18 protein-coding genes are annotated in these 20,924 nt (G+C 63.6%); 9 read left to right on the top strand and 9 right to left on the bottom strand.

Features of this window, described 5'->3' with window-relative positions:
* Window positions 1-8: 8 nt before the first annotated feature.
* The 3 genes from lpxA to lpxB are packed head-to-tail and all read left to right on the top strand — an operon-like array spanning window position 9 to window position 2,899.
* Window positions 9-842 (top strand): acyl-ACP--UDP-N-acetylglucosamine O-acyltransferase, encoded by an 834-nt coding sequence (gene lpxA / locus LB571_RS20740; protein ID WP_140664109.1) that lies wholly within the window; start codon window positions 9-11, stop codon window positions 840-842.
* Window positions 829-1,728 carry an LpxI family protein gene (locus LB571_RS20735; protein ID WP_411961423.1) on the top strand — a complete coding sequence of 300 codons (900 nt, stop codon included), beginning with the start codon at window positions 829-831 and terminating at the stop codon, window positions 1,726-1,728. The genes lpxA and LB571_RS20735 overlap by 14 nt, the downstream gene beginning before the upstream one ends.
* A complete protein-coding gene (gene lpxB, locus LB571_RS20730; RefSeq protein ID WP_224597598.1) occupies window positions 1,721-2,899 on the top strand; it encodes a lipid-A-disaccharide synthase in 1,179 nt (392 codons plus the stop codon). The genes LB571_RS20735 and lpxB overlap by 8 nt, the downstream gene beginning before the upstream one ends.
* 115 nt (window positions 2,900-3,014) lie before the next feature.
* Here the strand turns inward: lpxB and gltA are convergent, their stop codons facing one another.
* Both gltA and gltX read right to left on the bottom strand, forming a co-directional pair.
* Window positions 3,015-4,337: a citrate synthase gene (gene gltA / locus LB571_RS20725; RefSeq protein WP_015317794.1), complete on the bottom strand. Its 1,323-nt coding sequence runs from the start codon at window positions 4,335-4,337 to the stop codon at window positions 3,015-3,017.
* A gap of 183 nt (window positions 4,338-4,520) precedes the next feature.
* On the bottom strand, window positions 4,521-5,945 hold the full coding sequence (gene gltX / locus LB571_RS20720) for a glutamate--tRNA ligase (RefSeq protein ID WP_015317795.1): 1,425 nt from the start codon (window positions 5,943-5,945) through the stop codon (window positions 4,521-4,523).
* A gap of 103 nt (window positions 5,946-6,048) precedes the next feature.
* Here gltX and LB571_RS20715 point away from each other — a divergent pair, with 103 nt between their 5' ends.
* Window positions 6,049-8,502: a ComEC/Rec2 family competence protein gene (locus LB571_RS20715; protein ID WP_224597579.1), complete on the top strand. Its 2,454-nt coding sequence runs from the start codon at window positions 6,049-6,051 to the stop codon at window positions 8,500-8,502.
* Here the strand turns inward: LB571_RS20715 and lexA are convergent.
* Both lexA and LB571_RS20705 read right to left on the bottom strand, forming a co-directional pair.
* Window positions 8,496-9,239 carry a transcriptional repressor LexA gene (lexA, locus tag LB571_RS20710; RefSeq protein WP_015317797.1) on the bottom strand — a complete coding sequence of 248 codons (744 nt, stop codon included), beginning with the start codon at window positions 9,237-9,239 and terminating at the stop codon, window positions 8,496-8,498. The genes LB571_RS20715 and lexA overlap by 7 nt on opposite strands.
* A 410-nt stretch (window positions 9,240-9,649) precedes the next feature.
* On the bottom strand, window positions 9,650-10,423 hold the full coding sequence (locus LB571_RS20705; protein ID WP_224527701.1) for a GntR family transcriptional regulator: 774 nt from the start codon (window positions 10,421-10,423) through the stop codon (window positions 9,650-9,652).
* Window positions 10,424-10,573: 150 nt separating this feature from the next.
* Here LB571_RS20705 and LB571_RS20700 point away from each other — a divergent pair, with 150 nt between their 5' ends.
* The 4 genes from LB571_RS20700 to kynU are packed head-to-tail and all read left to right on the top strand — an operon-like array spanning window position 10,574 to window position 14,622.
* Window positions 10,574-11,560, top strand: a complete 987-nt coding sequence (locus LB571_RS20700) for an ABC transporter substrate-binding protein (RefSeq protein WP_224597576.1) — start codon at window positions 10,574-10,576, stop codon at window positions 11,558-11,560.
* A 58-nt stretch (window positions 11,561-11,618) separates the two neighbouring features.
* On the top strand, window positions 11,619-12,398 hold the full coding sequence (locus tag LB571_RS20695) for an ABC transporter ATP-binding protein (RefSeq protein WP_224597574.1): 780 nt from the start codon (window positions 11,619-11,621) through the stop codon (window positions 12,396-12,398).
* Window positions 12,399-12,403: 5 nt separating this feature from the next.
* Window positions 12,404-13,327: an ABC transporter permease gene (locus LB571_RS20690; protein ID WP_140718009.1), complete on the top strand. Its 924-nt coding sequence runs from the start codon at window positions 12,404-12,406 to the stop codon at window positions 13,325-13,327.
* A gap of 47 nt (window positions 13,328-13,374) precedes the next feature.
* Window positions 13,375-14,622 carry a kynureninase gene (kynU, locus tag LB571_RS20685; protein WP_224597559.1) on the top strand — a complete coding sequence of 416 codons (1,248 nt, stop codon included), beginning with the start codon at window positions 13,375-13,377 and terminating at the stop codon, window positions 14,620-14,622.
* A gap of 65 nt (window positions 14,623-14,687) precedes the next feature.
* Here the strand turns inward: kynU and kynA are convergent, their stop codons facing one another.
* Window positions 14,688-15,524 carry a tryptophan 2,3-dioxygenase gene (kynA, locus tag LB571_RS20680; protein ID WP_263484902.1) on the bottom strand — a complete coding sequence of 279 codons (837 nt, stop codon included), beginning with the start codon at window positions 15,522-15,524 and terminating at the stop codon, window positions 14,688-14,690.
* Window positions 15,521-17,146 carry an AMP-binding protein gene (locus tag LB571_RS20675; RefSeq protein WP_224597557.1) on the bottom strand — a complete coding sequence of 542 codons (1,626 nt, stop codon included), beginning with the start codon at window positions 17,144-17,146 and terminating at the stop codon, window positions 15,521-15,523. Before LB571_RS20675 ends, kynA begins: the two co-directional genes overlap by 4 nt.
* A 312-nt stretch (window positions 17,147-17,458) precedes the next feature.
* On the opposite strand from LB571_RS20675, the gene LB571_RS20670 reads away from it, so the two are divergent.
* Window positions 17,459-18,289 carry an alpha/beta hydrolase gene (locus LB571_RS20670; protein ID WP_224597553.1) on the top strand — a complete coding sequence of 277 codons (831 nt, stop codon included), beginning with the start codon at window positions 17,459-17,461 and terminating at the stop codon, window positions 18,287-18,289.
* A gap of 32 nt (window positions 18,290-18,321) precedes the next feature.
* Here LB571_RS20670 and glp read toward each other — a convergent pair whose 3' ends face one another.
* The 3 genes from glp to trpC all read right to left on the bottom strand — a co-directional run bounded on the left by glp (window position 18,322) and on the right by trpC (window position 20,924).
* Window positions 18,322-19,527 (bottom strand): gephyrin-like molybdotransferase Glp, encoded by a 1,206-nt coding sequence (glp, locus tag LB571_RS20665; protein WP_224597551.1) that lies wholly within the window; start codon window positions 19,525-19,527, stop codon window positions 18,322-18,324.
* Window positions 19,527-20,009, bottom strand: a complete 483-nt coding sequence (gene moaC / locus LB571_RS20660) for a cyclic pyranopterin monophosphate synthase MoaC (RefSeq protein WP_140824573.1) — start codon at window positions 20,007-20,009, stop codon at window positions 19,527-19,529. The genes glp and moaC overlap by 1 nt, the downstream gene beginning before the upstream one ends.
* Before the next feature lie 66 nt (window positions 20,010-20,075).
* On the bottom strand, window positions 20,076-20,924 hold the full coding sequence (gene trpC / locus LB571_RS20655; protein WP_224597548.1) for an indole-3-glycerol phosphate synthase TrpC: 849 nt from the start codon (window positions 20,922-20,924) through the stop codon (window positions 20,076-20,078).

The following is a 20,924-nucleotide window of genomic DNA, read 5'->3' as shown; positions in this document are numbered from 1 at the left end:
GAGTGCCTATGAAAATCAAGACGTCAATCCATCCTTCCTCCGTCGTGGAAGAAGGCGCCCAGATCGGCCAGGGTGTGCGCATAGGGCCGTTCTGCCATGTCAGCGCCGATGCCGTGATCGGCGACGGGGTCGAACTGGTCAGCCATGTCTCGGTGATGGGCGCGACCACTATCGGGGCGTCGACCAAGGTCTATCCGATGGCGACACTGGGCGCACCGCCGCAAAACACCAAGCACAAGGGCGGCCGCACGACGCTGGTCATCGGCGCCAACTGCACCATCCGCGAAGGCGTGACCATGCATGTCGGCACCGACACCAGCCGTGGCGAAACCACGGTCGGCGACAATGGCAATTTTCTCGCCTACGCCCATATCGCCCATGACTGTGCCGTCGGCAACAACGCCACCTTCGCCAATGGGGCGACATTGGGCGGCCACTGCGAGATCGGCAACAACGTCTATATTGGCGGCCTCAGCGCCGTCCATCAATTCGTGCGCGTGGGTGACAACGCCTTTCTTGGCGGGTGCTCGGCTTTTGTCGGTGATGTCATTCCCTATGCCATCGCGGTCGGTAACCGCGCCAGCCTGCGCGGCTTGAACATTATCGGGCTCAAGCGCGCCGGTCTGCCGCGTTCCGAAATCCATCTGCTGCGCAAGGCCTACAAGACGATCTTCGACCGCTCCCGCACCGTCGGCGAGAACATCGAGTTCGCCAAGGTGGAGTTCGCCTCGTCGCCGACAGCGATGAAGATCATCGACTTCATCACCAGTCGCGGCAAGCGGCACTATGCGGTGCCATCGCTCAAGGGCGGCGATGGCGACGATGCCGATGACGAGGGCTGAGACAGCCGCGGCTGGTCTTGATCTCCCGCCTGGTGCCAGGGTCGGCATCATCGCCGGCGGCGGCAGCCTTCCGGTCGAAGTCGCGGCCGGTTTGGCCGGACAGGGTCATCCGCCCTTCGTCGTGCTCATGGACGGTGAGGCCGACCGCCTGGCTGAATTGTGCCGTTACGAGCATGAGACCCTTGCCCTGGAGGCGATAGGATCGCTCATTCCGCTGCTCAAGCGTAACCGGATTACGCATCTGGTGCTTGCCGGCGAGATTAAGCGCAGGCCAAGGCTGACACAGATGCGCCCAAGCCTCAGCCTGCTCGCTGTGATACCCGTCGTCGTCATGGCGTTGGCGCGCGGCGACGATGGACTGCTCAAGGTGGTGGCGCGCGGGCTCGAGGCCCGGGGGATAAAGGTCGTGGGCGCCCACGAGATCGTGCCGAACCTTGTCGCCGCCGAAGGGGTGTTGACCAGGGCCACGCCCCGGAAGTCGGACTGGCGCGACATCGAGGCAGGTTTTGCCGCGGCAAAAGCCATCGGGGCGCTGGATATCGGCCAGGCGGCGATCGCGGTCGGCGGCCGGACCATCGCGCTTGAAGGCATCGAGGGCACGGCCGGATTGCTGGACCGCGCCAGGCTGCTGCGCGGCCACGGCCGTATCGCCGGCAAGACGCGCGGTGTGCTGGTCAAATGCGCCAAGCCTGGCCAGGAGCTGCGCGCGGATCTTCCTTCCATAGGGCCCCAGACGGTAGAAGCAGCGCATGCGGCCGGGCTTGCCGGCATTGCCGTCGAGGCGGGACGCTCCCTAATCCTCGAAGCTCCCGCAACCCTCTCGCGTGCCAATGACCTTGGGCTGTTCATTGTCGGCCTGGCCGCAACGGAGTCAGGTCATGGCTGACAGGGCGCTGAAGATCGCGATCGTCGCGGGCGAGGAGTCAGGCGACCTGCTTGGCGCCGACATTGTCCAGTCGCTGCGCCAAATAACAGGGCGCGATGTGCAGCTCGTCGGCCTCGGTGGCCGCCACCTGCAGGCGCTTGGGCTGGTTTCGCCGTTCGACGCCAGCGAGGTCGCGCTAATGGGGTTCAGCGCCGTCCTGCGTGACCTGCCGCGCCTGATGCGGCGGATCGGTCAGCTGGCGGGGCTGGTTGCGGATGCCAAGCCGGACTGCCTCGTCACCATCGACAGCCCCGATTTTTCGCTGCGCGTCGCCAAAAAGGTGCGCGCAGCCAACCCGACGATCCCGATCGTCCACTATGTCTGCCCGAGCGTCTGGGCATGGCGGCCGGGCAGGGCGGTGGCGATGAAGCCGTATGTCGATCACATCCTGTGCATCCTGCCGTTCGAGGTGAAGGAGCTCGATAGGCTGGGTGGCCCGCCCGGCACCTATGTCGGCCATCGCCTGACGCATGATCCCGGCGTGCTGTCGGCCGCCAGGGCGCAGGCCCAGCCGCGTGATCTTTCACCAGACCGCGTGAAGACGCTGCTTGTCCTGCCCGGCTCGCGGCGCGGCGAGGTGCGGCGGCTGCTCGAGCCGTTCGGTGAGACCGTGTCGATGCTGCGGGCACGCGGGCATCGGCTTCGGCTGATGTTGCCGACGGTGCCGCATGTCGCGGACACCGTACGATCCGCGGTCACGCGCTGGGATGAAAAACCCGAGATTATCCTGGAACCGGAGCGCAAATGGCAGGCCTTCGGCAAGGCCGACGCGGCGTTGATCGCGTCCGGCACCGTCTCCCTGGAACTGGCACTGTCGGGCGTGCCGATGATCTCTTGCTACCGGCTCGATCCTGTCGCACGCGCCGTGGCGCGATATCTCGTTTCGGTCTGGTCGGCGCTGCTGCCCAACCTGATCTCGGATCGCGCGCTGATCCCGGAGTTCTACGACGAATACGTCAGGCCGAACAATCTGGCACGCCAGCTGGAAGCGCTGTTGGCCGACAGTGGCATGCGCGCCTGGCAGAAAGACGGGTTCGCCGAGATTTCACGGCGCATGGCAACGGACAAACCGTCCGGTGAGATCGCGGCGCAGGTGGTCATGGGGTGTATCAAGAGAGTGAGTAGGCAGTAGTGAGTGGCGAATAGTGAGTAGTGAGTTAGAAAACTCTCTAACCTGACTACTCACTAGTCACTAGTCACTAGTCACTAGTCACTAGTCACTAGTCACTAGTCACTACTCACTCGTCTCAGCGCTTGGCGATCGGCACGTAGTCGCGCTCTGGCGCACCGGTATAGAGCTGGCGCGGACGGCCGATCTTCTGGCGTGGATCCTCGATCATTTCCTTCCACTGGGCGATCCAGCCGACCGTGCGGGCAACCGCGAACAGCACGGTGAACATGGTGGTGGGGAAGCCCAGCGCCTTCAGCGTGATGCCGGAATAGAAGTCGACGTTCGGGTAGAGTTTCTTCTCGATGAAATAGGGATCGGTCAGCGCGATCTTTTCCAGTTCCATCGCGATGTCGAGCAGCGGATCGTCCTTGATGCCGAGTTCGCCCAGAACCTCATGCGCCGTCTTCTGCATGATCTTGGCACGCGGATCGTAGTTCTTGTAGACGCGGTGGCCAAAGCCCATCAGGCGGAACGGATCGTTCTTGTCCTTGGCGCGGGCGATGAATTCCGGGATGTGATCGACATGCCCGATCTCGCCCAGCATGTTGAGCGCCGCTTCGTTGGCGCCGCCATGGGCCGGGCCCCACAGGCAAGCAATCCCGGCGGCGATGCAGGCGAACGGGTTGGCGCCCGAGGAGCCGGCGAGGCGAACGGTCGAGGTCGAAGCGTTCTGCTCATGATCGGCATGCAGGATGAAGATACGCTCCATGGCGCGCGCCAGCACCGGGTTGATCTTGTACTCCTCGCACGGCACGGCAAAGCACATGTGCAGGAAGTTTGCCGCGAAACCGAGATCGTTCTTCGGGTAAATAAAGGGCTGGCCGATGTGGTACTTGTAGGCCATGGCCGCGATCGTCGGCATTTTGGCGATCAGGCGCATGGAGGCAACCATGCGCTGGTACGGGTCGGAGATGTCGGTCGAGTCATGATAGAAGGCCGACAGCGCGCCAACCACGCCGCACATCACCGCCATCGGGTGCGCGTCGCGGCGGAAGCCGGTGAAAAAGCGCGACATCTGCTCGTGCACCATTGTGTGGCGCGTTACGCGGTAGTCAAAATCGTCCTTCTGCGCCTTGGTCGGCAATTCGCCGTAGAGCAGGAGGTAGCAGACTTCGAGGAAGTCGCCATGTTCGGCCAACTGGTCGATCGGATAGCCCCGATGCAGGAGGATGCCGGCGTCGCCATCGATGAAGGTGATTTCCGACTCGCAGCTTGCCGTCGAGGTGAAGCCCGGGTCATAGGTGAAGGCGCCGGTGGTGCTGTAGAGCGAGGCGATGTCGATGACGTCAGGTCCGACCGAGCCGCTTCGCACCTTGAATTCGTGAGTCTTGCCGGCGAATTCCAGCGTCGCCGTGGCCTCTTGGCCGCCCACATCCAGTTTTTTCGCAGCTTCGGTCATTGCAAACTCCTTCTTGTTTCGTCATGCCGGCAAAGGCAAAATCCGCAGAGCGACACGTCGAAATCACCGCAATGCGCGTACTCGCCACCGCATTCTAGGAGGTGCGTGCCAGATTGGGCCAAGGCCTAATGTTGCACTGCGAAACCCGCCTTTCAATGCCAATCTTCTTGGGCCAGTTTGCTCCTAATCGATTTGATCCGCTATGCGCGCCAGGCTTTCCTCACGCCCCAGAACGGCAAGCACGTCGAATACGCCCGGTGACGTGCTCTTGCCGGTCAACGCAGCCCGCAACGGCTGGGCCACGGCGCCAAGCTTGTGGCCGCCAGCCGACGCAAAGTCGCGGATCGCGGCCTCGGCCGTGGCCGCCGTCCAGTCGCCTGACAGCGACTTCAAAGCTTCGTGAGCGCCACGCAGGATCTTGCGCGCGTCGTCATTGAGCAGGAGTGCCGCCTTGTCGTCGATCGGCAGCGGCCGCGCGGCAAACAGGAAGCCGGCACCGTCGACAAGCTCGACCAGCGTCTTGGCGCGCTCCTTCAGGCCCGGAAGTGCTGCCAGCAGCTGCGCCTTGTTCTTGTCGTCGAGGCGCGCCGCCATCGCCGGACCGCCCTCCAGATAGGGCAAGGTGGCGATGAAGATATCGAACAGCTCGGTGTCGGCCATACGTCGCATATGGGCGCCGTTGATCGCTTCCAGCTTGGCGAAGTCGAAGCGCGCCGCGCCCTTGTTGACGTCGCCAATGTCGAACCACGAGACCATGTCCTCGATCGACATGATCTCGTCGTCGCCATGGCTCCAGCCGAGCCGCGCAAGGTAATTGAGCAGCGCCTCCGGCAGATAGCCCATGGCGCGATAGGCTTCGACGCCGAGCGCGCCGTGGCGCTTCGACAGCTTGGCGCCGTCGGCGCCGTGGATCAGCGGGATATGCGACATCGACGGCACGTCCCAGCCCATGGCGTTGTAGATCACGGTCTGGCGGGCGGCGTTGGTCAGGTGATCGTCGCCACGGATGATGTGGGTGACGCCCATGTCGTGATCGTCGACGACGACGGCATGCATGTAGGTCGGGTTGCCGTCCGAACGCAGGATGATGAAGTCGTCGAGATCCTTGTTGGGGAAGCGCACGTCTCCCTGGACCCGGTCCTGCACCACCGTCTCGCCCTCGGTCGGTGCCTTGATGCGGATGGCGCCCTTGACGCCGGACGGCGCCTCCGAGGGGTCGCGGTCACGCCAATGGCCGTTATAGCGTGGCGGCAGGCCCTTGGCGCGTGCAGCCTCGCGCATTGCCTCCAGCTCGGCTGAAGTCTCGTAGCTGTAATAGGCCTTGCCCAGGCGCACCAGCTCCTCGGCCACCTCGCGATGGCGCGGCGCGCGCTCGAATTGGGAGACCGCGTCACCGTCCCACGAAAGGCCAAGCCAGGTCAGGCCATCGAGAATGGCCGATGTGGCCGCATCGGTCGAACGCTCGCGATCGGTGTCCTCGATGCGCAGCAGCATCGTGCCGCCGGTATGCTTTGCATAGAGCCAGTTGAAGAGCGCCGTGCGCGCGCCGCCGATGTGCAGATAGCCGGTCGGCGAGGGGGCAAAACGGGTGATGACCTTGTCGGGCATGGAACTCTCGGAAAACGTCTGAAGCTGGGTGCGGAGCGTGCGGACTTTCGCGCGTTGCGCGTTCATGTAGCATAGGACGTCGAGGGTGCAAGGGGCAGACCCGATGACTGGACGAGGCCGGGGCTCGGATCGGGGCGAGGATGCCGCTATCGGCGTCAGCGAGCGATCCCTGTTTGCGGCGCCTGCGACGATCCCACTGCCATCTCCGCTCGTGGCTGCACCCGAGACCAGGTCGCTGCAGGCAGGTGGGCAGGCGCCGGCGCCGGCTCCTGCCGCGGGCAGGATCGTGCGCGTGCGCCGGCAAATCGGCCTGGTATCCTTGCCTCGCCTGCGCCATGGCGTGACCCGGGCGGCGGAGCTTGAACTCGACCGAGGCATCGCGTTCCTGCTGGTGCCGGTCTGTCTGGCCGTTGGGGCGATCGCCTATTTCTCGCTGGCGTCCGAGCCCGACTTTGCAAAGCCCGTCGCGGTCGTGGTGCTGATGGCGGTCTGTGCCTTCGTCTCGCGTTCCTGGCCCAAAACCCATCTGTGTCTCATGGCAGTGCTGTTGTGCGCGCTGGGCCTGCTCGCGGCGAAGGTCGAAACATGGCGAGCCGGAACCCGGATGCTGGGTTCGGAAATCTCCACGCAACTGACCGGCCGCGTGGTCTCGATCGAGGAGATGGAGAGCGGCCGCATCCGGCTGACCATGGACGTGATTTCGACCGCCCGGCCGAAACTGCGCTATGCGCCGGAAAGGGTCCGGCTTTCCGCACGCAAGATACCGCCGGGAATGACCGCCGGCTCGCTCATCACAGGCTACGCCAAACTGTTGCCGCCGACCGGCCCGGTGCGGCCGGACAGCTACGACTTCTCTTTTGACAGCTATTTCGCCGGCATCGGCGGCAGCGGCTTCTTTCTCGGCAATCCAACGGTTGTTTCCGCCGACGACGGTGAGATGCCGCTATCGGCTCGCCTTTTTTCAGGCATCGAAAATGCCCGCGAAGCCATCGCCGACCACATCAGGGGCAGCGTCGGCGGCGCTGAAGGCGAGATCGCGGCGGCGCTGATCGTCGGCGTGCGCGCCGGCATACCCGATGAAATCAATGAAGCGATGCGGCGTACCGGCATCTATCACATCATCTCTATTTCGGGACTGCATATGGCGCTTGTGGCCGGCACCATCATGGGTCTGCTGCGTGGTGCCTTCGCGCTGTTTCCAGACTTTTCCGCGCGCCGGCCGGTGAAGAAATACGCGGCCGCCGCCGCACTGTTCTCGATCGCGGCCTATCTCATCATTTCCGGTGTCGTCGTTGCCGCCGAACGCAGCTTCATCATGCTGGCGGTGATGCTGATTGCCGTCTTCTTCGATCGCGCTGCGCTGACCATGCGCAATCTGGGGATCTCGGCGATCGCCGTCATCCTGGTCTCGCCTCATGAGGTCGTCGGCCCGAGCTTTCAGATGTCGTTCGCCGCGACCGCGGCCCTGGTTGGCGCTTATGCCGGCTGGGCCGATCACCGTGCGGGAAAGACGCGGCCACCGCCGCCAAAGCGATCGCTGCCCGGGTTCCTGACGCGAAAATTCCTGCTGGCGACAGGTGGACTGGCCATGACGTCCATTATCGCCGGCAGCGCCACGGCACTGTTTGCCATCTGGCATTTCCAGCGGGTATCGCCGCTCAGCCTGTTCGCCAATCTGGCCGTGATGCCTATCGTATCGGTCGTGATGTTCCTGGCCGTCGCCAGCGCGCTGTTGATGCCATTCGGATTGGATTGGCCGGCTCTCTACCTCATGGGCAAGGGCCTGACAGCAATGATCGCCGTGTCGGCGTGGATATCGGAGCGCTCTCCGGTCGATGGAGTCGGGCTGATTTCGCAGCAATCCGTGCTGCTGGTCACCGTCGCGCTGGTTATCGCGACGATGGCGACGACATGGCTGCGGCTCGCGGCGCTGCCATTCGCGCTCGCCGGCCTGTTGACTGTGTCGCACACGCGCGCGCCCGATGTGCTGATCTCGGAAGATGCGCGGCTGGTCGCGCTGCCGATCGGCAATGGCGAACTGGCCGTCAACCGGGAACGGCCGAACGAATTCGCAACCGACAACTGGAAGCGCGCCCTGATCTCCGAAACAATCGTCAAACCGGAAATGTTCGACACGACAGACAGGCAATTCGATGTTGCCAGTCCCACCGACCTGCCGCCGGGATCGCCCTTCTACTGCCGCGAAGGCCTGTGCCTTGCCAGGCACCCTTCCGGCGCGATCATTGCCTATGTCGAGGACCGCAAGACCACCTGGAAAGCCTGCGCTTTCGCCGACCTGATCATCGTCAATGACGCAACCGCCTATGACGCCTGCCACAATCCACTGGTTCTCGTCGTCACCAAACGGCAGCTCGCCCGCAAGGGAAGCGCTGCCGTCTTCTTCAATCCCCAGTCGGCCACGACCCGGGCCGCGATCGCATTTGCCGTCGACGGACCATATCGGCCCTGGCACGAACAGCGAAAATTCTCACGCGAGGCGAGGGGGCTGCCGCCGTACAAAAAACCCGACAAGCCCGATGACAAGCCGGTTCAGTAGCGCCTGATCAACCCGACCAGCTTGCCTTGTACCTTGACCCTGTCCGGCCCGAAAATGCGCGTTTCGTAGGCTGGATTGGCGGCCTCGAGCGCGATCGAAGCGCCTTTGCGGCGGAACCGCTTCAGTGTCGCTTCCTCTTCGTCGACCAGTGCCACGATAATTTCGCCCGGGCTTGCCGTGTCGGCATTGCGGATAATGACCGTGTCTCCATCGAAGATACCAGCCTCGATCATCGAGTCGCCCTTGACCTCCAACGCATAGTGCTCGCCGCCCATGATCATGTCCGGCGGCACCGAGATCGAATGCGTCTGATGCTGGATGGCATCGATCGGCACACCGGCGGCGATACGGCCCATGACCGGGATGGACACGGCTGAAACCGCGTCGTCGTCGTTGCCGGCCGCGGGCAGGCGCGAAGGCGCAGCGGCCGGCCTGATCTGGCGTCCGAGACTGCCTTGGCCAAGGCTGCCTTGGATGACGCTTGGCGAGAACTTCTTTGCCGCATTGAGGCCCGGCGCGATCGAGTCCGGCAGCCGCAGCACTTCCAGCGCGCGCGCCCGATTGGGTAGCCGGCGAATGAAGCCGCGCTCCTCCAGGGCCGTGATCAGGCGATGGATCCCCGACTTGGAGGCAAGATCGAGTGCTTCCTTCATCTCGTCGAAGGAAGGCGGTATCCCGCTTTCCTTGAGCCGTTCGTGGATGAACATCAGCAGTTCATGTTGCTTGCGTGTCAGCATGGCGGCCCCCAAGACATTGAACGAAAGGTTGAACCAGAATCGAAAAAACAAACCCAGAACAAACACTATCTGTTCCAGTTGTGTTCTGCAACCGTTTAAAGTTTAATGAATTTGTTAAGGGGTCTGAAGTTTTTTGCCCGCGACGGCGGGCGGCAACCAGTCCTTTCCGCCGTCGGCAGGCGCATTGAAATCGTTTTGGTTAATGGCCTGTGGCCCATCCGCCGACGAGGCTTTGGCATCAGTTAGTTGGAAGGCTTCTCCTCGGAGGGACGTATAATTCGCGGAGCCATTATTCGCGGAACGAAACGAAACCAAAATGCCAACGATTGGTAGCTTCGGGCGGCCATGGATCGGGGCGTTCGGCGCACTCCGGCCAGCGCGTTCGAATAGGCGTCGCGGAAGCGCTGAAGTTATCCCGAACCCGCCTTCAAGCTGCCGGCGCGAGCGGCGTATCTGGTAGCGCCGCTGTCTTCGCTGTGGACATAGACGTGCAGTGTGTAGCCGATATGCGCCGTCATCAGCGCCTTGGCCCGCTCGACGTCACGGTCGAGCGCCGCTTCCATGATCGCGGTATGGTGTTCGATCGCAATCGCTTCGCGTAGCGCTTCGATTGCCTCTTCATAGCCATCCTTGAGGCCGGCCGCGGCCCGCAGTGTCGGCGCCAGACCAAGAAAGCGATGATGCCGGCGCAGCTGATCCGAGATCGTCGAGCGGAACCGCAACAGCCAGTCGCATGTGGCGGCGCTCAGCAGCGCCGCATGGAAAGCCTCGTGGTTCTCGTCCCATCTGTCGACGGCCGCGTCCGAGGGATCGTCGACCGCCGTCTTGCAACGCGAGAGCCGGTAGTGGGCGGTGACCACGGCATCCTCCCACTCCCTGCCGCCTTTTTCCATCGATTCGAGGAACAGGGGTATCTCGATCACCATCCTGGCGCGTGCCAGATCCTCCAGCTCGGCCCGCGACACCGGAGCCACGGCAAAACCACGATTGCTGATCGCGGTGACCAGGCGTTCGGCCTCGAGCCGCGACAGGGCTTCGCGCAACGGTGTCCAGCCGACGCCATAGGTGCCGCGCAGCGCACTCAGTTTGAGCGGGGCGCCGGGCATGAGGCGCGTGGTCAGGATGTCGCGCCGCAACAGCTGATAGGCGGCTTCCGTTTTTGTGGAACTCGTTTCATTCAGCATGGTGATCAATCCGTCGTCTGGCGAAAAGTATATATGATAGTGCGTCACAGCAACAATTATATATAATGTTTGACACAGACCAGCGGACTCACCATGATCGCCGTAGTAGCCGCGTTTCCAAGCGGCCCTGATCAAATCTGGGAGGAAATGATGTTGAAGTCGAAATCCGCTTGGTTGTCGGGCTTGGCCCTGGCAGGCGCATTGATGGTCAGTGCCGGCAGTGCCGCGGCCGATCAGATCCGTATCGGCATTGCCAATTTCGGCGAGCATCCGCAATTGAACGCCGCCATAGCCGGCTTCAAGAAGGCGCTGACGGATAACGGCTTCGTCGAGGGCAAGGACGTCGTCTACACGGAGAGCCACACCAATTTCGATGCGTCGCTGGTGCCGCAGATGATCGCCAAGCTGCAGGCCGAGCAGCCCAAGCTGATCTACACCATCACCACGCCGGTCTCGCAGATCGCCAAGAAAGCGCTCGCCGGTTCCGGCATTCCGATCGTTTTTGCCGCGGTCACCGATCCGGTGGCGGCCAAGCTGGTGCCGTCATGGGACGCCGGAGACGAAGGCATGACCGGCGCCAGCGATCTGCAGGACGTCGCCGCGGTGATGGCCTTCACCAAGAAGCTGCTGCCGAACGCCAAGCGCTTCGGCGTGCCTTATAATCCCGGTGAGGCCAATGACGTTGCCTTGGTCGAAAAGATCAAGGCGGCGGCACCGGCCGCCGGTTTCGAGGTGGTGGAGGTCGGCATCGACAACGTCAACGACATCCAGCAACGCATCGCTTCGCTCGCCGGCAAGGCCGACGTGATCTACGGCCCGGCCTCGAACCTGATCCAGCCGGCGATCGCCGCTGTCTCCGCAGCCGCCCGCCAGGCCGGTATCCCGGTCGTCAACTCCGATGACAGCGCGGTCCGCAACGGCACCGTGCCGGCGAGCTTCGCGGTCAATTACACCCAGGTCGGCGTCAACGCCGGCAACATCGCCGCCGAGATCCTCAAGGGCAAGGATCCCAAGACGATCGTGCCGTCGCGCCCGGCCTACAAGGACCACATGGCAACGATCTCGCGCAAGGCGATGGCCGCGTTCGGCATCGAGATACCGGCTTCAATGGCCGATTGCGACTGCATCGTCGACTAACATCGGAACTGCTGGGGTGACGGCGTCGGCGCCATCATCCCGAGGTCAGGGAGAAACGATGCTCGAGATTCGATCCGCGCGCAAAGTGTTCTACAAGGGCCAGGCCGACGAGAAGGTCGCGCTGGACGGTCTCAGCCTGTCCTTGGCCACCGGAGAGTTCGGCATCGTCATCGGCTCAAACGGGGCCGGCAAGAGCAGCATGCTCAACGCCATTTCCGGCGCCCTGATCCTCGATTCCGGCCAGATCCTGATCAACGGCGCCGACGTGACTGCAATGCCGGTGCACAAGCGCGCCGCGAAACTGGCGCGCGTGTTCCAGGACCCGATGCGCGGCACCGCCGCCAGCATGACAGTTGCGGAAAACATGCTGCTGGCCGATTTGCGCTGCCAAAAGCGCACCTTGCGCCCGGGGCTGAACACCACCCGGCTTGCATCCTACAGGGAACGCCTGTCGATCCTGGGTCTCGGTCTGGAAAATCGTCTCGACACGCGCGTCGACCTGCTCTCCGGCGGGCAGCGGCAATCCTTGTCGCTGATCATGGCGGTCGGCGGATCGCCGGACTTGCTGCTGCTCGATGAGCACACCGCGGCCCTCGACCCGCGCACGGCCGAAATCGTCATGCAAGCGACCGTGCGCGCCGTCAACGCGCTGAAACTGACGACTTTGATGGTGACCCACAACATGCAACACGCCGTCGATTATGGCAGCCGGGTGATCATGCTCGATGCGGGCCGGGTGCTCCTGGAAGTCGCCGGGCGGGAGAAGGCGAGGGTCACGGTTATCGATCTGATCGGCCATTTCTCCGTCAAGACCGATCGCATGTTGCTGGCGAGCTGATCATCATGGGTTTTGTTGGGAACGTTCTCACCAGCTTCGTCGCGATCATGCCGGTCACCCTGGCGCAAAGCCTGATCCTGGCCTTTGTCGTGCTCGGGATCATGATCCCGTTTCGCATGCTGAATTTTCCCGATCTCACCAGCGAAGGCGCTTTTCCGCTGGGCGGCTGCGTCTGCGGCGTTCTCCTTGCCGCCGGCGCATCGCCGCTGATGGGCGTTGCTGCCGCCCTTGTCGCTGGCTTCGCGGCGGGCTGCTGCACCGCCTTCATCCATCTGCGCTTCCGCATCCACACGCTGCTTGCGGGCATCCTGATGATGACGATGCTCTACAGCATCAACCTTCGCATTATGGGCAAGTCCAACCTGTCCGTCTTCGGTTCGCCCTCGGTGTTCGACTGGGTGCCGTTCGCGCGGCCGGGTTTCCCCGCCAGCAAGATCGTCGTCGCGGGTCTCCTCGCGCTTGCCGCCTTCATGCTGCTCTACATGTTCTTCAGGACCGAGAAGGGGACTGCCGTGCGCGCCGTGGGCGCCAATCCTGACATGGCCGAGGCGCAAGGCATCAATGTCTGGGCCGCGACCATAGGCGGTGTCGGGCTGGCCAGCGCTTTTTCGGCGTCAAGCGGTGCGCTGATGGTGCAGTCGCAAGGCTTCGCCGACGTCAATATGGGCCTGGGAATTCTCATCAACGGCCTTGCCGCGCTGATGATCGGCGAAGCCGTCGTCGGCAAGCAGACGGTGTGGCGGCAATTGCTGGCGCCCTTCGCCGGCGCGATCATCTACTACCAGCTGGTGTCGTTCTGCCTTGCGGCCGGCATGCCGCCGCCTGACCTGAAGCTTGCCACGGGCCTGTTCGTACTGGCCATGCTTGCCTTGCCCAGCCTCAAGCGCAGCCGGGGTTCCGCACCGGTTCGCGAAGCGATTCGTGAGTAACCGGCGTGAATGACCAAGGCGTGAATAACCAGGGAATGTCACAAATTATGCCTGCAACGCTCGATCTCGCAGCCGTCGAAGCCATGGATGCGGCGGACCCGCTGCGTGCCATGCGCGACCGGTTCATCTTGCCGGAAGGCGTGATCTATCTCGACGGCAATTCACTCGGCGCCGCAGCACCCGCCGTCTTCGACGAGCTGCGGAAAGCCGCGACCCAGGAGTGGGCACAGGATCTGATCCGTGCCTGGAACACCGCCGGCTGGTTCGACATGCCGGTCGCGCTCGGCGACCAACTGGGGCGGCTGATCGGCGCGGCGGCCGGCCAGACGGTGGTCTGCGATACGACCTCGATCAACATCTACAAGGTGCTGCATGCCGCACTCGGCATGCGGCCGGACCGCTCGGTCATCGTCGCCGAGGGAGACAGCTTTCCAACCGATCTCTACATGGCCGAAGGCGTGGCCTCGACGCGCCCCGGCACGGTGTTGCGGCTTGAGGGCGTTGATGCGCCGACCATTGAGGAGCTGATCGACGAGCGCGTTGCGGTCATCCTGGTCAACCACGTCAACTACAAGTCCGGCCAGCTGCGCGACATGGCGGCACTGACATGCAAGGCCCATCAGGTCGGAGCGCTGATCGTCTGGGATCTCTGCCACACCGCCGGCGCGCTGCCTGTCGAGCTCGACAGCGCCAATGCCGATTTCGCCATCGGCTGCACCTACAAATATCTCAATGGCGGCCCGGGCGCGCCAGCCTTCATCTACGCCGCCGAGCGTCATCACGATAAAGTCCAGCAGCCGCTCAGCGGTTGGTGGGGCCATGCGCGGCCCTTCGCCTTCGAGCAGGGTTATGCGGCCGGCAGCGGTATCCGCCGGTTCCTGTGCGGCACGCAGCCGGTGTTATCGATGCGGGCGCTGAAGGGGGCGCTGGATATCTGGGACGATGTCGACATGGCGACGGTGCGCAAGAAGAGCATCGCGCTCACCGACCTGTTCATCCAGCTCGTCGAGACCAGATGCGGCGCCTACGGCCTGGAGCTGGAAAGCCCGCGCGACGGCAATCAGCGTGGCAGCCAGGTGTCCTTCCTCCATCCCAACGGTTACCAGGTGATGCGGGCCCTGATCGAGCGCGGCGTGATCGGCGATTTCCGTGCGCCGTCGACGATCCGCTTCGGCTTCACCCCGCTCTATGTCGGCTACGCCGATGTTTGGCAGGCGGTCGAGGTCCTGGAAGATATCCTGCGCACTGGCGCCTGGCAGGATGCACGCTTCGCGGTCAAGACGGCGGTGACCTGAAGCCGGCGCGAAGCCGGGAAAAATGTGACGCGGTTTCCGTCCAAAACCGTGCCAAAACAAAGAGTTCAGAGCCGGGTGCGAACCATCCACAGTTCCGGAAACAGGACGACCTCGAGCATCTTCTTGAGATAGGAGGCACCCGACGTGCCGCCGGTGCCGCGCTTCAGGCCGATGATGCGCTCGACGGTGGTGACGTGGTTGAAGCGCCAGCGGCGGAAATAGTCCTCGAAGTCGACCAGCTTCTCGGCCAGTTCATAAAACATCCAGTAGCGCTGCGGATCGCGGTACACCGTCTGCCAGGCGACCAGGACTTCTTCGTTCCCGGTCCGCGTCTCGCGCCAATCCGTGCGCTTTGCGTCCACCCCGATGTCGAAGCCATTGCGGGCCAGAAGCAGCAGCGCTTCATCGTAGAGCGACGGCTCGGCCAGGATCGCCTCCAGCTTCTGGCTGAGGTCCGGCCGGTGCTTGTGCGGCCCGAGCATGGCGAGGTTGCGGTTACCGGCCATGAACTCGATGGCGCGATACTGCCAGGACTGGAAACCCGAGGACTGGCCGAGCGCGTCGCGGAACTCGGTGTATTCGCTGGGCGTCATCGTGCGCAGCACGTCCCAGGCATTGTTCAACTGCTCGAAAATGCGGGCGACACGCGACAGCATCTTAAAGCTCGGTTCGAGGCGGTCGGCACGGATCGAGCGGATCGCCGCGCCAATCTCGTGCAAAGCGAGTTTCATCCACAATTCCGATGTCTGGTGCTGGATGATGAACAGCATTTCGTCATGCGCCGAGGACAGCGGTGTCTGGGCCTCCAGCACTTTCTCCAGGTGCAGATAGTCGCTGTAGGACATGCGCTCCTTGAACGACATCTCTGCGCCTTCAGAGGCCGGATCGTAAGGCTCGCTCAATTGATCTTCTCCGTGCGCAGCCGGAACCGCTGGATCTTGCCGGTCTGGGTCTTCGGCAGAGCGGCGATGAATTTGACCGATCGGGGGTATTTGTAGGGCGCGATGGCTGCCTTGACGTGGTCCTGCAGGCGCTTGACGGTCATTGCGTCTGGCGGGACACCTTGCACCAGCACGACATGCGCCTCGACGATCTGGCCGCGCTCGCCATCCTCGGCACCGATGACCGCGCATTCGGCGACATCGGGATGCGACAGCAGCGCCGCCTCGACCTCGGGTCCGGCGATGTTGTAGCCGGCGCTGACGATCATGTCGTCGGAACGCGCGGCGAAGTGGAAGAAGCCGTCCTCATCCTGCGTGAAGGTATCGCCGGTGAGATTCCAGCCGTCGCGCACATAGTCCTTCTGCCTGTCATCGGCCATGTAGCGGCAGCCGGTCGGACCGCGCACCGCCAGCCGTCCGGTCTCGCCACGCGGCACCTCGCGCATCTCCTCGTCGACGATGCGCGCTTCGTAACCGGCCACCGGCTTGCCCGTCGAAGCGGGCTTCCTGTCGTCAAAGCGGTTGGAGATGAAGATGTGCAGCATTTCGGTGGCGCCGATGCCGTCAAGGATAGGCTTGCCGGTCTTTCGCGTCCACTCTTCGAAGACTGGAGCCGGCAAGGTCTCGCCGGCCGAGACGGCAACGCGCAATGATGAAAGATCGGCGCCTTCGTCCATGGCCTTCAGCATGGCCCGGTAGGCGGTCGGCGCGGTGAAGGAAATGGTCGCTTTGTAGGTCTCGATGATGTGGACCATGTTGGGTGGCGTCGCCTGTTCCAGAAGCGTTGCCGCCGCGCCGAAGCGCAGGGGGAAGATGGCAAGCCCGCCAAGGCCGAAAGTGAAGGCGAGCGGCGGCGAGCCGACAAAGATGTCGTCGGGCGTCACCTGCAGGACTTCACGGGCGTAGGCATCGGCGATGATCAGCAGGTCGCGGTGGAAATGCATCGTCGCCTTCGGCACGCCGGTCGTGCCCGAAGTGAAGCCGAGCAGGGCGACATCGTCGCGGCCGGTGCTGACGGCGGTGAAGGTAACCGGCTTGTCGAGGGCGGCGCGATCGAGCTCGGCGTCATGGTTGGCGGTGCCGTCGAAGCCGATCACCTGCTTCAGGAACGCGCTGTCCTTGGCGCAGGCGGTCATCTCGTCCATCAGCCTGGTGTCGCAGAGCGCGGTCGTGATCTCGGCCTTGTCGACGATCTTGGTGAGTTCACCGGCGCGCAACATCGGCATGGTGTTGACGACGACAGCACCGACCTTGGTGGCGGCCAGCCAGCAGGCGACCATTGCCGGGTTGTTGGCGGAGCGGATCAGCACCCGGTTGCCCGGCTCGACGCCGTAGTTCTCGACCAGCGCATGGGCGAGCCGGTTCGTCCAGTCGGACAGTTCCTTGTAGGTGCGGCGGCGGCCATTGCCGATCAGCGCGGTGTGGTCACCAAGGCCCTTCTCGACGAGCCTGTCGGTCAATTCGACACCGGCATTGAGGTGTTCTGGATAGTCGAAGCCGTCGAGCAGGAAGTCGGGCCATTGCTCGGGCGGCGGCAGATTATCGCGGGTGAACGTGTCGGTATGCGCTGAAGGCCCAAGCATGTCGCCGCTGTCCCTGTCTGCCCCCCGGCAGCGTGCGTGGCACCTGGCCGGCGGCGGTGGATCTGAATTCCTGTCTCTCGCGGAAGGCTTCGTGCGGCCGGCTACACCCTTGTCGACATGTCACCGGAAAGGTGACCATCGGCGGGTTCGGACGGCACAGCGGACCTCCCATTTTGTCGGCTGTTCCGAAGGCAGGATCGCACCAGTCGAAATTTGTTTCAAGCCTAAAATGTTTCACCCCAAAGCCTTGACGCACGGTATGGTGGCGGCCATTGCTAGCACTGAGACGACGCTGTTTCGGGGAGGGTGCCGATGCTCGACCATCGCATTGCCGATTGGGACAATGCCTATGCCAACGGCGCGAATATTGCCGGCAGCGACCGTTGGCCCGCCGCCTGGTCGGGACCGGCGCAAGCGTTCCGTGACGCACTGTCGGGGGAGGGCCGGGCACGGTTCGACATCGCGTATGGCGATCGGCCGCGCAACCGGTTCGATCTTTTCCTGCCGGAGGCCACGCCCAGGGGGCTCGTCGTGTTCATCCATGGCGGCTACTGGCTGGAGTCCGATAAAAGCGGATGGTCGCATCTCGCCAAGGGCGCGGTCGGCAACGGCTTTGCGGTGGCTATGCCTTCCTACACGCTGTGCCCGGACATCCGCATTGCCGGCATTGTCAGCGAAATCGGGGCGGCGATCGGCAAAGCGGCGGCAATGGTCGGGGGACCGCTGATGTTGACCGGACATTCGGCCGGTGGACATCTCGCCAGCCGCATGGTGACCACAACCACACCGCTCGCCACCGATGTCGCGCGGCGCATACGCCACGTCGTTTCGATTTCCGGCTTGCATGATTTGCGCCCGCTGATGCGCACCGGCATGAACGCCGTGCTGGAAATCGATGAGCATGAGGCGCTGACGGAAAGCCCGGCACTGCTGCGGCCAATCGATGGTGTCCGCATCACCTGCTGGGCCGGCGGCGGCGAGCGCTCGGAGTTCCTGCGACAGAATGCGTTGCTGGCCAACATCTGGACCGGGCTTGGCGCCACCACCAGTGCCGTGGTCGAGCCCGACCGGCATCACTACGATGTAGTGGATGGCTTGGCCGATCCGGCGCATGCATTGACGCGGACCTTGATCTCGGAATAAGCCCTGTGATCAGTAAGTTATTACGAAATACTTCAGCGCAACATCAGAACGCTGCAAGCGTCGCCCGCAGCGGATGCAGGGGCAAAAGGCGCGCGCACGACCAGTCCGTTGGCGTCGGCCAGCATTCTCAGCATCGAGGAATCCTGGATGCCGAACGGCGTCGCCACCAGTTCGCCGTCATCTTCCCTGACCACCGCCCTCACATAATCCTGGCGCAGGTCATTGGCCGCCATTGCGGCGCCCAGCCGTGCCGGGCGGATATCCTGACGATGGTCGCGACCGCCCAGCCTTGCCAGAAGCGGCTTCAGGAACAATTGCGAGCAGACCAGGCTTGCTACCGGATTACCGGGCAGGCCGATGCATCTGATATCGCCGAGGCGCCCGAACATCAGCGGCTTGCCGGGACGCATGGCGATCTTCCAGAAGCCGAGCGTCATGCCTTCGCCGGTCAGCACGTCATGGACCAGGTCGCGGTCGCCGACCGATGCGCCGCCCAGCGTGACGATGACATCGGCACCCGCCGCGACCGCTTTCCTGACCAGGCCGGCGATGTCGTCCTTGCGGTCGGCGGCGATCCCGAGATCGAGCGCACAGGCACCGACCGATTGTGCCGCCGCGGCGACGCCGTAGGCGTTGGACGAGATAATCTGGTCGGGCCCGAGTTCGCTGCCGGGCGGCAACAACTCGTCACCGGTGGCGATGATGGCGACCAGCGGCCGTTTCACCACGCCTACTCGGGGATGATTGGCCGATGCCGTCAGCGACAGTGCCGCCGGGTCGAGCACGCGCCCCTTCTCCAGCAGCACGTCGCCCTTGGAAAAATCGAGGCCGACGCGGCGAATGTTACGCCACACGGCGGTTGGCTCGATCACTTCGATGTTGCCGCCGCCGAGATCCCGGACGTTTTCCTGGATGACGATGGTGTCGGCGCCGTCAGGCAGCGGTGCGCCGGTGAAGATACGCACTGCCTGTGCCTGGCCGACCGCGCCGTCAAAGCCGCGTCCGGCCGGCGCCATGCCGATCACCGAGAGTTTCGACGGCACCGACGCGACATCGGCGGCTCGCACCGCATAGCCGTCCATGGCCGAAGCGTTGAAGGGCGGCTGGGTGCGCAGCGCCATGACCGGTTCCGCCAGCACACGATCGATCGCCTCGATGAGCGGGACGCTTTCGCCGGCCAGCGGCACGGCGCCGTCGAGCAGGCGCTCGAGCGCGTCGGCGACCGGAACCAGTGCCATCAGAGCCCTGCCTTGTAGTCGCCGGACTTGCCGCCGGTCTTTTCGACCAGCCGTATGCCGGAGATGACCATGGCGCGGTCAACCGCCTTGGCCATGTCGTAAATAGTCAGGCAGGCCACCGAGGCTGCCGTCAATGCTTCCATTTCGACGCCGGTCTTGCCGGTGACGCGCGCAAGGGCCGTGACCTTCAGGCCGGGCAGAGCATGGTCAGGCTCTATGTCGACGGAAACCTTGGTCAGCAGCAGAGGGTGGCAGAGCGGGATCAACTCATGCGTCTTCTTGGCCGCCATGATGCCGGCGATGCGCGCCGTGCCCAGCACATCGCCTTTCTTGGCATTGCCGGCGAGGATGGTCTTCAACGTCTCTGGCTGCATCGAGACGAAACCCTCTGCGATCGCGGTGCGCGTCGTCTCGTTCTTGTCGCCGACATCGACCATGTTGGCCTCGCCCTGTGCGCCAAGATGGGTGAGAGCGCCTGTCATCGTCAAATCGCCATAGAGCGACGTGCGTCCATTCGGACGCACAGAGTGCGCTCTGTCGCTTTGACTCTATGCATCGTGCTCTCCGAAAATCGATTCCGATTCTCGGCCCGATGCATCGGACGCCTTGCCCGTGAGCAGCGAGCGCGTTGCAGCGGTCACATCCCGTTGGCGCATCAAGCTCTCGCCCACCAGGAAGGCGCCGATGTCCATCCTTTGCAGTCTAAGGCAATCGTCATGCGAGAAGATGCCGCTTTCGCTGACCAGCAAATGACCCCCCGGCACCATCGCCCGCAGCCGCTCCGACGTATCGAGGCTGGTCTCGAATGTCCGCAGATTGCGGTTGTTGATGCCGATCAATTGCGATGACAGTTTCAGCGCTCGCTCGGTCTCGGCTTCATCGTGCACCTCGATCAGGGCGTCCATGCCGAGCTCGAACGCAGTCGATTCGAGTTGGCTGGCCATGGCATCATCGACGCTGGCCATGATGATCAAAATGGCGTCCGCGCCCCAGGCCCGCGCCTCGTAGACCTGGTAGGGGTCGAACAGGAAATCCTTGCGCAGGGCGGGCAGCGTCACAGCGGCTCGCGCCTCGGCCAGAAACTCCGGTGCGCCCTGAAAGGAGGGCCCATCGGTCAGCACGGAAAGACAGGCCGCGCCGCCTTTTTCATAGGCCCTGGCCAGGCTCGGCGGATCGAAATCGGCACGGATCAGCCCTTTGGACGGACTTGCCTTCTTGATCTCGGCTATCAGTGCGAAGCCACCCGATCCGCGCTTGGCTTCGAGCGCGGCGAGGAACCCGCGCGGCGCGTCGGCGTCCTTCGCGCGCGCCTTGATCTCTGCCAGCGGCACGCTTGCCTTGGCGGCGGCGATCTCGTCGCGCTTGTAGACTTCGATCTTGCGCAGAATGTCAGACAC

The organism is Mesorhizobium sp. BR1-1-4 (assembly GCF_020165375.1).
GTDB lineage: Bacteria > Pseudomonadota > Alphaproteobacteria > Rhizobiales > Rhizobiaceae > Mesorhizobium > Mesorhizobium australicum.
The sequence above is the reverse complement of the archived record's forward strand: the minus strand, read 5'-3'. Positions and strand labels throughout refer to the sequence as shown.

Bases quoted from the DNA above. Each gene is read 5' to 3' on its own strand.
- lpxA (WP_140664109.1), top strand. From the start codon at position 9: ATGAAAATCAAGACGTCAATCCATCCTTCCTCCGTCGTGGAAGAAGGC.
- LB571_RS20735 (WP_411961423.1), top strand. From the start codon at position 829: ATGACGAGGGCTGAGACAGCCGCGGCTGGTCTTGATCTCCCGCCTGGT.
- lpxB (WP_224597598.1), top strand. From the start codon at position 1,721: ATGGCTGACAGGGCGCTGAAGATCGCGATCGTCGCGGGCGAGGAGTCA.
- gltA (WP_015317794.1), bottom strand. From the start codon at position 4,337: ATGACCGAAGCTGCGAAAAAACTGGATGTGGGCGGCCAAGAGGCCACG.
- gltX (WP_015317795.1), bottom strand. From the start codon at position 5,945: ATGCCCGACAAGGTCATCACCCGTTTTGCCCCCTCGCCGACCGGCTAT.
- LB571_RS20715 (WP_224597579.1), top strand. From the start codon at position 6,049: ATGACTGGACGAGGCCGGGGCTCGGATCGGGGCGAGGATGCCGCTATC.
- lexA (WP_015317797.1), bottom strand. From the start codon at position 9,239: ATGCTGACACGCAAGCAACATGAACTGCTGATGTTCATCCACGAACGG.
- LB571_RS20705 (WP_224527701.1), bottom strand. From the start codon at position 10,423: ATGCTGAATGAAACGAGTTCCACAAAAACGGAAGCCGCCTATCAGCTG.
- LB571_RS20700 (WP_224597576.1), top strand. From the start codon at position 10,574: ATGTTGAAGTCGAAATCCGCTTGGTTGTCGGGCTTGGCCCTGGCAGGC.
- LB571_RS20695 (WP_224597574.1), top strand. From the start codon at position 11,619: ATGCTCGAGATTCGATCCGCGCGCAAAGTGTTCTACAAGGGCCAGGCC.
- LB571_RS20690 (WP_140718009.1), top strand. From the start codon at position 12,404: ATGGGTTTTGTTGGGAACGTTCTCACCAGCTTCGTCGCGATCATGCCG.
- kynU (WP_224597559.1), top strand. From the start codon at position 13,375: ATGCCTGCAACGCTCGATCTCGCAGCCGTCGAAGCCATGGATGCGGCG.
- LB571_RS20675 (WP_224597557.1), bottom strand. From the start codon at position 17,146: ATGCTTGGGCCTTCAGCGCATACCGACACGTTCACCCGCGATAATCTG.
- LB571_RS20670 (WP_224597553.1), top strand. From the start codon at position 17,459: ATGCTCGACCATCGCATTGCCGATTGGGACAATGCCTATGCCAACGGC.
- glp (WP_224597551.1), bottom strand. From the start codon at position 19,527: ATGGCACTGGTTCCGGTCGCCGACGCGCTCGAGCGCCTGCTCGACGGC.
- moaC (WP_140824573.1), bottom strand. From the start codon at position 20,009: ATGACAGGCGCTCTCACCCATCTTGGCGCACAGGGCGAGGCCAACATG.